The sequence below is a fragment of the Deltaproteobacteria bacterium genome (genome assembly GCA_021159305.1).
Classification (GTDB): Bacteria; Campylobacterota_A; Desulfurellia; order JAGGSF01; family JAGGSF01; genus JAGGSF01.
The window spans coordinates 1-11,330 of sequence record JAGGSB010000001.1 but is presented as its reverse complement, the minus strand read 5'-3'; the positions used below and the strand labels follow the sequence as shown (position 1 = coordinate 11,330).

The window sequence follows — 11,330 nt, the reverse complement described above, 5'->3', positions numbered from 1 at the left end:
ATTGTAGCGGGTGAGTTTTTGTTTACTTTTTGCTCACTCAAAAAGTAAAAAGAATTTAGCCTCTGGATTGTGCCCCCTTTGTCATTCCGTGCTTGACACGGAATCTGGGGTCTGGATTCCCGCGTGCGCGGGAATGACAGAAAAAAAAAGGGAATGACGGTCTTTTCCTTGTCATTCCGTGCTTGACACGGAATCTGGAGTATGGATTCCCGCTTTCGCGGGAATGACAGGAAAACATGGTTGATGGTTGATAGAAAGGCCACAAACTAATTATTCTGAGGCAAAAGAAATCCTGTTTTGCGGATTTAGTTGACAAACAGCTAAAGCTGTTTGCAAGGAATTTTACTTTGTGAAATGAGCTTGACAAACAGCTAAAGCTGTTTGCAAGCAATCCTGCTTCACAGGATTGTCTTGACAACTGCCTTCGGCAGTTGCAAGGAAAAGCTTTGCTTTTACTTGACAAACACTATTTTTTTCCTTATGGTGGGTATAAGTGGGGGGAAGTGGGAGAAATGTTCCGCGGAAGATATGAACACACGATAGACGAGAAAGGAAGAGTTAATATTCCTATCAAGTTCAAGAAGGAGATACCCAGAAGCAGTACAGTTGTACTCACTTTTTTTGATAGATGTCTTTACTGCTACCCATTAGAGCAGTGGAAGAAAATAGAAGATAAGGCAAGTAACCTCCCTATAACCAGTCAACCGGCACGCAGGTTTAAAAGGATATTCTTTTCAGCGGCAATAGATGTTCAAGTTGATTCTCACAGACGCATCCTTATTCCACCTTTGTTGAGAAATGATGCAGGCATAGAGAAGGAAGCGGTGTTTATCGGTAATTTGGATCATGTAGAGTTGTGGGCAAAGGAACGCTGGTATGAGGAAATTAAAGAGCTGAGAAAAAACGAGGAAAAGATAATGGAGGAACTTTCCAAATTGGGAATCTTTTAAAAAACCACATACCAGTGATGGTTGAGGAGGTGATGAATATTCTCCAGCCAGAGAGTGGAAATATATATGTAGATGCAACCATTGGATATGGAGGGCATGCAGTGCATATTTTGGAACTTTCTTCTCCTAATGGTGTGGTTGTTGGCATGGATAGAGACGAGGAAGCTATAAAGTGGGTCTTGACTGAGATTAAACCGCGATGGGGAGAGAGGCTAATCGTAAAGCATGGAGATTTTTCAAAGATGGGTCAAGTGCTTCATAAAGAAGGGCTAAAAAGAGTAGACGGAATTTTGATGGATCTGGGTATGTCTTCCTGTCAGGTAGAGGATGCAGAAAGAGGATTTAGTTTTAGAAGTGATGGACCATTGGATATGCGGATGGACAGGAGACAATCGCTCACCGCAGCCGAAATTGTGAATAGATGGAATGAGAAAAATATAGCAGATATTTTGAGAACATACGGGGAAGAACGTTTTGCAAGACGAATTGCCAGAGATATTTTGAAGTGCAGAAAAAAGAAGAAGATTACAACTACGAAACAATTGGCGGAAGTTGTAAAAAAGTCTATACCACATAGGTTTTGGGGGAAAATACATCCTGCGACGCGCACCTTTCTGGCTTTGCGTATTGTGGTAAATGACGAGATGAAAAATCTTGAAAAGGGATTAAAAGAAGGAATAAATCTCCTGAAAAGCGGGGGACGATTGTGTGTTATTTCTTTTCACTCCCTGGAAGACAGGATTGTAAAACAAACCTTTAGAAAAAATCTTAGCGAAGGCGTTGCAAAACTAATATCAAAAAAACCCATTTTACCCACGAAAGAAGAAATAGTGAAAAACAGAAGGGCGAGAAGCGCAAAGCTGAGATGGTTGGAAAAGACATAGGAGGATAACATGACTGAAGATTATGCTGTGTCATTAGGAAGAGAATTGGTTTGTGAAGATGAGGAACAACAAAAACCTATCGCCTTGCCACTTTTCTATTTATGCGTTGTATTTCTAATTTTTGCTGTCTTGTCCATAAATTTTTATCAAAACATGAAGATAAGTACTTTAAAGTGGGAGATTACGAATACTGCATCCCTCATTAAAGATAGTGATAACGCTTTAGCTTTTCTTAAATCTAAATATGCAAAGAAGAACTCATCTATGCTTGTTTTCTCCAAACTGAGCAAGTTGGGTATGAAGCCTGGAAATGTACAGATTGTCTATCAATGAAAAGAAAGCGGCTTGGATTTTTAGCCATTGGCATAGGTTGCTTCTTCGTGCTTTTTTTATTTAAGGTGGGATATGAACAAATTGTAAATTATAGGCAAAACAACCTTTTATGGAAAAAGAGGTTGGTTCGTTTTATTAAGGTTAAGGGGAAACGAGGGAAAATTCTTGATGTTAAAGGTCAAATGTTGGCGTTTAATATTCCTTCTTATTCTGTGTTTGCAGATCCATTCACCTTTAGTGCGGATAAGAAAAACTTAGTCTTACTTTCTCGTGCTCTTGGAATAGGCAAGAAAAAACTTCTTTCACAATTGGAATCAAGCAAACGATTTGTGTGGTTGAAGAGAAATGTAACAAATAAAACACTGGAAAAACTAAAGGGTTTGAATATTAGGGGAGTGGGAGTGATTGATGGGTATAGACGGTTTTATCCGGAAGGTAATATTGCTTCTCGTGTTATAGGATTTTGCGATGTGGATAACGAAGGATTAGAAGGAATAGAAAAGGAATACAATGATTATCTTTGTCCAAAATGTTTGCATATGAAAGCACTTATGGGAATGAATGGTGTTTTGTCAAGGAAGGATGATTTTTATGATACTATAAATGGTGCGGATGTGTTTCTCACTATAGACGAGAATGTGCAGTCTTTTGTCCGGCAAACTTTAAAAAAGGCAGTGGAGGAAAACGGGGCAAAAAAGGCTCTATGTATAGTTATGAAGCCAGAAGGTGCAATTACAGCTTGCAGCACCTTCCCCGATTTTAACTTGAATTTGCGTAGTGCTTATCCATATAGTAAGCAGAGAAACAGTGCATTTCTTGATGTGTGGGAGCCGGGATCTATATTCAAGTTGGTCACATTAAGTGCAGCTATAGGCACAGGTAAGGTAAAAAGGGACAAGATGTTTACCTGTGGAAGTATGAGAGTGGGCAAACATATAATACATGATGTTCATAGATACGATGAATTGAGTTTTGACGATGTTTTCGTTAAATCCAGCAATGTAGGAGCGGTTAAGGTGGTGTTTGATGTGGGTAAAGAGAGGTTTTACGATTATGTTGCGAGGTTTGGTTTTGGCAGGAAAACAGGTGTAGATTTCCCGGGTGAAGCCAGAGGGTTGGTAAGAGATGTTACCTCCTGTTCTGATATTAATCTGGCAAATATGGCTTTTGGCCAGGGTATTGCTGTTACAGGGATTCAGCTCTGCTCAGCATTTTCTACCATAGCTAATGGTGGTTTTAAAATAAAACCTTATTTGGTAGAAAAAATAGTTTCACCAGAAGGAGCTGTTTTATATAAAGCTCACAAGAAAAAGGAGAGAATTTTAAAACAGACCACGGCACAGGCGGTAAAAGAGATATTAGAAAAGGTAGTAGAGAAAGGAACAGGGAAAAGGGCAAGAATTTCCGGCCTTAGAATAGCAGGGAAAACAGGTACGGCGCAGATACCCGGGAAAGGAGGATACGGAAAGGAAACTGTTTCATCATTTGCCGCTTTTTTTCCAGTGGAAAATCCTCAATTTGTCGTTCTCGTTTCTTTCTTTGAGCCTCAAGCAAGACCCAGTTACGGTGGTGTAATAGCTGCGCCGGTATTTAGAGATATTGCTCAGATGTTGATAAGCTATGAGGGAATTTCTAAAGAATGGAATTAAAGAAACTGCTTCAGGGTATTAAATATAAAAAGGCTGTCTTTATCGATGGAGCGAAACAGATAGGATATATTCGCTACAATTCCAAACGGGTAAAAAAGGGAGATATCTTTGTTGCTATAAAGGGTTTTAGAAATGATGGAAATACATTTGTTCCTGAGGCTTTAAAAAATGGGGCTGAGGTAATCGTTACGGAAAACTGCTACAGGTGTAATTTTCCTTGTATAGAGGTGGAAGATGCACGGGTAAGTCTATCTCATCTTTCTGCAAACTATTTTTCCCATCCTTCAAAGAAGTTAAATATTGTAGGCATTACCGGCACAAATGGCAAAACGACAACGAGTTTTTTGGTAGCCTCTATGTTTAAACAAATAGCTAAAACAGGCATCGTGGGCACAACAGGGTATTTTTATGATGGGATAAAGGAAGAAGCATTTGTGACTACGCCGGAATCTTTAGATTTGCAGAGATTATTCTATGACATGAGTGAGAGGGGAGTGAGTTATGTTTCCCTGGAAGTCTCCGCGCACGGGATAACACTTCGCAGGTTGCAGGATGTAGATTTTAAAGTAAAGGTATTTACCAATGTTTCTCAAGATCACTTAGATTTTTATAAATCTCTGGAAAACTATGCAAAGGCAAAAATTTCCTTTTTTGATAAAGAGACAAAGGCAGTAGTAAATACGGATGATAGATGGGGAAGAGAAATAGCAAAAAGGACACATATTATAAGCTATGGTTTTGATAAACTATGCGATATACATCCTATTTCTTTTGTATCTAATATTCATGGCATTAAGGCAGATATTTTTACTCCTGATGGGAAAATCTTTGTGAACAGTCCATTAATTGGAGAGTATAATCTGTATAATATAATGGCGTGCATCGGCGTGGGTTTGTGTATGGACATAGATTTTGCTACAATAGTTAGGGGTATTTCTGATTTAAATGGTGTTTCAGGAAGGATGGAACACCTCTTTTCAAGGGGTGTGAATTTTTTTATTGATTACGCTCATACGCCGAATGCTTTAAGCAATGCCTTGTCTGCATTAAAAAAAATAAAGAAAAATAGACTGATCGTTGTTTTTGGTGCAGGAGGAAATAGAGACAAGAAAAAAAGACCTTTGATGGGAAAGGCTGCATCTGATCTTTCCGATCTGATTGTTCTCACCTCTGACAATCCGCGCAGCGAAGATCCGCAGGCGATTATTGATGATATAATGTATGGGATAAAGGATAAAGAAAAGGTCATAGTGGAATCGGATAGAAAAAATGCAATAAAAATAGCCGTAGATACGGCAAGAGAGGGGGATATTGTCCTTATTGCAGGCAAGGGTCATGAAACATATCAGATTATCGGGGAAAAGAAAAATCCCTTTGACGATAGGGAAAAATTGAAGGAAATTTTATATGACCGTCTCTGAGATTGCCAGAATAGTAAATGGCAAGATGTTAAATATAGAAGACGATTTGCTTATAAAAGAGATAAAGATTGATTCGCGTAATGTGGGGGCAGGTGACTTATTTATTGCTTTAAAAGGAAAATATAAAGATGGACACGATTTTATTCCCCAGGCCATAGAAAAAGGGGTAAGAGCGGTAATTTCTGAAAAGCCCATAGATGATAATACACCCTGTATAGTTGTAGAAAGTTCACAGATTGCTTTAATGAAACTGGCTAATTTTCATAGAATTCGGTTCAACATTCCCATAATAGCTGTTTGCGGTAGTGCAGGCAAAACCACGACAAAGGAACTTATCTATTCTATCTTGAAATATCACCTCGGTAATGTGCACAGGAATTTTCTCAATGAAAACAATATTATCGGTGTATGTAAAACATTGTTGAGATTAAAAGACTGTCATAAAGCATTGGTGATAGAGCTGGGCAGCAATGCACCTGGCGAAATTGAGATGCTTTCTCGTATTGTGAGACCCACTCATGCAGTAATCACTAATATTAAAGGGGTGCACTTAGAAGGTTTTGGCAATATAGATGGTGTAGCAAAAGAAAAACTTTCTGTTTTAAACTTACTTGGAAGTGAGGATGTATTTGTATGGAATGTTGATGATAATGATATGGCTCGGTATATAGCAAATAATCCTATGAATTTTAAAGGGAATATAGTAAGTTTTGGCACGAAGGATGCAGATTTTATGCTCCTCTCTGTGAAAGATTCAACTATTTTGGTAAAACATAAGGCATGGGGCATAAAGGAATTTACTCTTCCCTTAAAAGGTTCTTTTAATGCGATGAATGCACTTGCAGCCATCGCTGCTGCATCCTGTGTATGTCAGTTGTCCCCTTGTTTGGTGCAGAAGGCTTTTTCTTCCTTTAATAAATTACCACTAAGGATGGAAGAGAAGATATTGCATAATACAAAATTTTATTTAGATTGTTATAACTCAAACCCTGATGCGGTAAAGGCTGCGATTGATTCTATCTGTGATATGGAAAAAGAATTTATTGTAGTTTTAGGGGATATGATGGAATTGGGAAGAAAAAAAGCTTTAGTCTATCAAGAAATGGGTAGTTATCTGGCTCAAAAAGACAATATTCGTTTCTTTATAGGGTTTGGTGACAATATGAGATATACGGTAGAGAAGTTTAGAACATACAAGGATAATGCATTGTTTTTTAGCAAACTGGAAGAGGTTGCTAAATTTCTAATTACAAGGAATAGGACTCAGATGCCTGTTTTTGTGAAGGGTTCACGAGTAATGCGTATGGAAAAAATAGTAGAAATGATGGGTTAGCTGTAAAATGTTCTTTGCTTCTGTGTCTGATGTAATTTTACGTGCTTTTTTTGCTTTAGTGACTGCCTTGTTATTCGGCTTTATTTTCATGCATTATTTTATTCTTTGGGCTAAAAAATTAGGTTTGGGTCAAAGTGTTAGATTAGATGGGCCGAAGAGGCATCTTTCAAAAGAGGGAATACCCACTGCGGCAGGCCTAATTATATGGTTTGGTGTGATATTGTCCACTCTCTTATGGGCAAACCTGGGAAATGTCTTTGTGCAGATTGCATTATGGGTTATTCTCTCTTTTGGTTGTATAGGATTTGTGGATGATATTTTAAAAATAAAAAGGGGAGAGGGGAAGGGATTTTCCATAAAGAATAAATTACTATTGCAAGGGATTGCTGCTTTAATTATTGCGGGGTGGATTTATATTGCAACGGGCGGTTCAAGTAATTTATATATCCCCATTGTAGGTTATGATCTTAATTTAGGGTTCTTTTATGTTTTGTTTGCTGCAGCAGTTATTTTTTTCTTCTCCAATGCCGTGAATTTAACCGATGGTCTGGATGGTATGGTTACTATTCCTTCTCTCTGCGTTATTTTAGCATTAATAATTTTTACCTATATTAATATATGTCATGTGGGGCAAGTGAAAGAATTAACGGTTGTTTTAGGTGCTGCATCTGGTTCACTTATTGCTTTTTTATGGTATAATTGCTACCCGGCGCGGGTTTTTATGGGAGATGCAGGATCTCTTCCTCTGGGAGCACTTTTAGGAATGGCAGCCGTAACCATTCGGCAAGAGATTTTGTTTTTTATTGCTGGGGGTTTGTTCATAGTAGAAGCACTATCTGTTTTTCTCCAGATTTTCAGTTTTAGATTAAGAGGAAAGAGGATTTTTAAGATGGCGCCTCTACATCATCACTATGAACTTAAAGGGTGGCCCGAACCGATGGTGGTAGTGAGATTTTGGATTATATCTATAATACTGGCTGTTATTTCTGTAAGTGTTTTGAGGATAGGATGAGATTTGCTGTAATCGGTTACGGTAGAAGTGGAAAGGCGGTTGTAGAATATCTTTCCAGGCAGGGAGAATCTTGTTATGTTTTTGATGAAGGAAATCCTGAAGCTGAAAACAAAGAAAATGTGCATTATTTTTTTGGCAATGAAGCAAAAAATTTCTATAAGTTTGGATTTGATACGGTAGTGGTAAGCCCTGGAGTTAGTCGTGACCATTCTTTTATAAGATATGCTTTACGCAACAAAGAACGCGTGATAGGGGAGATAGAATTTGGATATGAGATTGTAAAATGCCCTATAGTAGCAATTACAGGAACAAATGGAAAGACTACCTGCGCTCATCTGGTGGAGGAGATGTTGTGTGCTTCAGGTTTTAGGGTAAAGGCTTGTGGAAATATAGGTTTTCCTTTTACTACCGCGGCAAGTGAGGACAATTGGGATTTTCTGGTGGTGGAGGTGAGTAGTTTTCAGCTGGAATTTATTGATAAGTTTAAACCATATATCGCAGTGCTTTTAAATGTGAGTGAAGATCACTTGTGTAGGTATGAAGATCTTCAAGATTACGAGAGAGTGAAGTTGAAAATTTTTACTAATCAAAACAAGAACGATTGTGCTGTGTTCAATTGTGATTTGTATGATATGGAGATGATAAACCCCTTGCCCCGCATAGCACCTTTTTCCCAGAGATGTTTGCCTCTGGGTGGAGCACAGATAAAGAGGGGTAGTGTATTTTTGTCCATAAATGGTGATAGAATAGTGATTGATCATACAAAATTGTTTGGTGAACACAACATGGAAAATATAGCCGCCGCATCATGTGCATCTTTGGCTTGCGGTGTAAATATTAATGTAATTAGGGAGGTAGCGATGACTACAGAAACGCTTGCTCATAGGTTGGAATATGTGGGCGAAATAGACGGTGTGAAATTTTATAATGATTCAAAGAGTACAAATATCAATGCGGTAAAAAATGCGGTGATGGCTTTTGATAAGCCCATTATCTTGATTTTGGGAGGTAAACATAAAGGGGTGTCTTTTGCTGAATTAGTACCGCTTTTAAAAGAGAAGGTGAAGATGGTGATTGTATTCGGCGAGGATAGAAAAAGAATAGACGAGGAATTAAAAGGGGTATTTGCTGTTCCGGCATTAGATATAGCAGGTGCAATTAGTGGTGCTTTTGCTTTTGCTGCCAAGGGAGAGGTCGTTCTATTTAGTCCGGGTGGGTCAAGTTTTGATCAATATGAAAATTTTGAAGAAAGAGGAGAGGATTTTAAAAGAAAATTTGCTCGATTCAAAAAGAAATACGAGAGTGTTTAATAAATCTTTTGATGTACAATTATTAATTATCTCTGTTACCGTACTTACCCTTGCAGGCATACTGGAGGTATGGAGTTCATCTTTTGTTTACTCAATTTCACATAAGCATACCCCTTATTTTTTCATTGAGAGGCAGGTTGCATTTGTAGTCCTGGGGGCAATCCTTGCTTATTTATTCTATAGGATGGATTATGGCATTTTGCGCAAGGGTTCTTATTTTTTTCTTCTTCTTTCCTTTTTTTCTCTTCTTTTGCTTTATTTTGGGTTTGGCGATAGTATAAGAGGGGCATGTAGATGGTTAAAAATAGGCGGTTTTTCGTTTCAACCTTCAGAACTTGCTCGATTTTCTATTGTTTTATATGCTGCTCATTTCTTAGCTAAGAAAGGAAATAAAATAATCAATTTCAGAACAGGGTTCTTGCCTTTATATCTTGTTATTTGCTTGTTTTCTCTTTTAGTTATAGTAGAGCCGGATATAGGTTCTGCTATGCTTATTGTGGTAACCGTGCTTACCGTTATGTATGTTGCTGGAGCGAGGATTTTTCATATAATTTTGGGCATTTCCCCTATGATTACAGGCACTATTTTTGTTATTTTGATTCACCCCTCAAGGGTTCATCGGTTGATGCAATTTTTCAATCACACCGTTATATTTCAAGTGCAGCAATCGCTGATTACTATAGGTTCAGGCGGGTTATTTGGCAAATGGGCGCAAGGAGGCGGGAGTTATAAAAATCTCTTTTTACCGGATGCTTACAATGATTTTATACTCTCCGGCATGGGTGAAGATTTTGGTTTTATAGGTATTTTTGTGGTTACTGCAGCTATTTTTTGCTTGATTTTTTCTATCTTTCATATAGCTTTGCGGGTTAAAGATGATTTTGCTCGCTATGTATGTCTGGGTATAGGGATAAGCATTGCTTATCAATCAATAATAAATATGGGAACAGCAGTGGGCCTTTTGCCGTCGAAGGGTATCACTCTGCCTTTTGTGAGTTATGGTGGGACCAGTTTGGTGACAAACTTTGTTATCATGGGTATTTTGTTGAGTATTGTGAGCAGGAATGCGTAAAAAGGTGTTGATAGGCGGCGGAGGAACAGGAGGACACCTATATACCGCTATTGCTCTGAGTGAACTTCTCACAGAAAAAGATATGGATGTTTTAATTATTGGCTCTTCCCATGGTATAGAGAACAGAATCCTTAAGAAATATGATTTTAAATACATTTTGCTTCCGATATATGGTTTTATGGGAAAGAAAATATTTTATAAGTTAAAAAGTGTTTTTTCTCTTCTTTATGCAACGATAAGAGTGTTCTTGATTATTTTAAGATTCAAACCGCAGGCTGTGATTGGCGTAGGAGGCTTTGTGTCTTTTCCTGTTGTTTTTGCCGCTTTTATGCTCGCGAAGAAAAGAGCAATTTTAGAGCAAAATTCTATCCCCGGAAAGGCAAACAAATTGCTTTCTCACATTTCAAATATGGTATTTGTTAATTTTCCACAAACAAAGAATTATTTTAAATGTAATGTTGAGGTGGTAGGAAATCCGGTAAGAAAATTAACTTCATGCACCGAGAGGAGAGATTTTTTACATAACGGTACACTGCATCTCCTGGTCCTGGGCGGAAGTCGCGGTGCGCATAGCATAAACGAAGCGATGATGACATTTGCAAAGATGTATGTGAAAACCAAAAAGAAGAAGATTTTTGTAGTTCATCAAACAGGTAGAGAAGATTATAAAAAGGTAAAAAAGAGCTATGAAATATTGAATTTATCCTGGGAAGTCTATGATTTTATAGAGGACATGGGAAGGGTGTATGAGAAAAGTGATATGGTTTTGAGCAGAGCAGGAGCCAGCGTGATAAGTGAAATTGCCTGTGCGGGACTGCCTGCAATTTTTGTACCTTTTCCTTATGCGATATATCATCATCAGTATATAAACGCAAAGTATGCAGAAGAAACGGGCGGAAGTATAACAATAGAAGATTCAAAACTTAACGGAAATGTAATTGGTGAAATTATCTCCGATATAGATAAAAATAGATTATTTTCTATGTCTAAAGGCATAAGAAAACTGTATAATAACCAGAGCATTGAAAGAATATATCACTGGATTTCTTAGCGGCTTGCCGTGTTTTACGACCAAACCTGCGGTTTGTGTCACAAAATTCTAAGGGAATTTTTACGACCAAACCTGCGGTTTGTGTCATTCCCTTTTCCTCTGTCATTCCCGCGCACGCGGGAATCCAGACTCCAGATTCCGTGTCAAGCACGGAATGACAAAGAAGGAGAAAATCCGCTTAATCCAGAGGCTAAATATTCTTTTCTTTTGCCTCAGAATAATTAGTTTGTGGCCTTTCTATCAACCATCAACCATATTTTTCTGTGGCTAATATTCTTTTTACTTTTTGAGTGAGCAAAAAGTAAACAAAAACTC

Annotated in this window: 10 protein-coding genes; all 10 read left to right on the top strand. The window is 38.0% G+C overall.

Features of this window, described 5'->3' with window-relative positions:
• Nucleotides 1-446 precede the first annotated feature (446 nt).
• Genes mraZ through murG form a run of 10 tightly spaced genes read left to right on the top strand, consistent with a single transcriptional unit; the run spans nt 447 to nt 11,015 of the window.
• Nucleotides 447-950, top strand: a complete 504-nt coding sequence (gene mraZ / locus J7J10_00050; protein ID MCD6129337.1) for a division/cell wall cluster transcriptional repressor MraZ — start codon at nt 447-449, stop codon at nt 948-950.
• A gap of 17 nt (nt 951-967) precedes the next feature.
• On the top strand, nt 968-1,834 hold the full coding sequence (gene rsmH / locus J7J10_00045) for a 16S rRNA (cytosine(1402)-N(4))-methyltransferase RsmH (protein ID MCD6129336.1): 867 nt from the start codon (nt 968-970) through the stop codon (nt 1,832-1,834).
• Nucleotides 1,835-1,843: 9 nt separating this feature from the next.
• On the top strand, nt 1,844-2,167 hold the full coding sequence (locus J7J10_00040) for a hypothetical protein (protein ID MCD6129335.1): 324 nt from the start codon (nt 1,844-1,846) through the stop codon (nt 2,165-2,167).
• A complete protein-coding gene (locus J7J10_00035) occupies nt 2,164-3,816 on the top strand; it encodes a penicillin-binding protein 2 (GenBank protein MCD6129334.1) in 1,653 nt (550 codons plus the stop codon). Before J7J10_00040 ends, J7J10_00035 begins: the two co-directional genes overlap by 4 nt.
• Complete coding sequence (locus J7J10_00030) at nt 3,807-5,237, top strand: UDP-N-acetylmuramoyl-L-alanyl-D-glutamate--2,6-diaminopimelate ligase (protein MCD6129333.1); 1,431 nt, start codon at nt 3,807-3,809, stop codon at nt 5,235-5,237. The genes J7J10_00035 and J7J10_00030 overlap by 10 nt, the downstream gene beginning before the upstream one ends.
• On the top strand, nt 5,224-6,570 hold the full coding sequence (locus tag J7J10_00025) for a UDP-N-acetylmuramoyl-tripeptide--D-alanyl-D-alanine ligase (GenBank protein ID MCD6129332.1): 1,347 nt from the start codon (nt 5,224-5,226) through the stop codon (nt 6,568-6,570). Before J7J10_00030 ends, J7J10_00025 begins: the two co-directional genes overlap by 14 nt.
• Nucleotides 6,571-6,577: 7 nt before the next feature.
• A complete protein-coding gene (gene mraY / locus J7J10_00020; protein ID MCD6129331.1) occupies nt 6,578-7,582 on the top strand; it encodes a phospho-N-acetylmuramoyl-pentapeptide-transferase in 1,005 nt (334 codons plus the stop codon).
• Nucleotides 7,579-8,892 carry a UDP-N-acetylmuramoyl-L-alanine--D-glutamate ligase gene (gene murD / locus J7J10_00015; GenBank protein MCD6129330.1) on the top strand — a complete coding sequence of 438 codons (1,314 nt, stop codon included), beginning with the start codon at nt 7,579-7,581 and terminating at the stop codon, nt 8,890-8,892. Before mraY ends, murD begins: the two co-directional genes overlap by 4 nt.
• Entirely contained in the window at nt 8,816-9,964 is a 1,149-nt protein-coding gene (locus J7J10_00010) for a cell division protein FtsW (protein MCD6129329.1), read from the top strand. Before murD ends, J7J10_00010 begins: the two co-directional genes overlap by 77 nt.
• Nucleotides 9,957-11,015: an undecaprenyldiphospho-muramoylpentapeptide beta-N-acetylglucosaminyltransferase gene (gene murG / locus J7J10_00005; protein ID MCD6129328.1), complete on the top strand. Its 1,059-nt coding sequence runs from the start codon at nt 9,957-9,959 to the stop codon at nt 11,013-11,015. Before J7J10_00010 ends, murG begins: the two co-directional genes overlap by 8 nt.
• Nucleotides 11,016-11,330: the final 315 nt, after the last annotated feature.

Bases quoted from the DNA above. Each gene is read 5' to 3' on its own strand.
- murG (MCD6129328.1), top strand. From the start codon at position 9,957: ATGCGTAAAAAGGTGTTGATAGGCGGCGGAGGAACAGGAGGACACCTA.
- J7J10_00035 (MCD6129334.1), top strand. From the start codon at position 2,164: ATGAAAAGAAAGCGGCTTGGATTTTTAGCCATTGGCATAGGTTGCTTC.
- J7J10_00030 (MCD6129333.1), top strand. From the start codon at position 3,807: ATGGAATTAAAGAAACTGCTTCAGGGTATTAAATATAAAAAGGCTGTC.
- rsmH (MCD6129336.1), top strand. From the start codon at position 968: ATGGTTGAGGAGGTGATGAATATTCTCCAGCCAGAGAGTGGAAATATA.
- murD (MCD6129330.1), top strand. From the start codon at position 7,579: ATGAGATTTGCTGTAATCGGTTACGGTAGAAGTGGAAAGGCGGTTGTA.
- mraY (MCD6129331.1), top strand. From the start codon at position 6,578: ATGTTCTTTGCTTCTGTGTCTGATGTAATTTTACGTGCTTTTTTTGCT.
- J7J10_00040 (MCD6129335.1), top strand. From the start codon at position 1,844: ATGACTGAAGATTATGCTGTGTCATTAGGAAGAGAATTGGTTTGTGAA.
- J7J10_00025 (MCD6129332.1), top strand. From the start codon at position 5,224: ATGACCGTCTCTGAGATTGCCAGAATAGTAAATGGCAAGATGTTAAAT.
- J7J10_00010 (MCD6129329.1), top strand. From the start codon at position 8,816: ATGAAAATTTTGAAGAAAGAGGAGAGGATTTTAAAAGAAAATTTGCTC.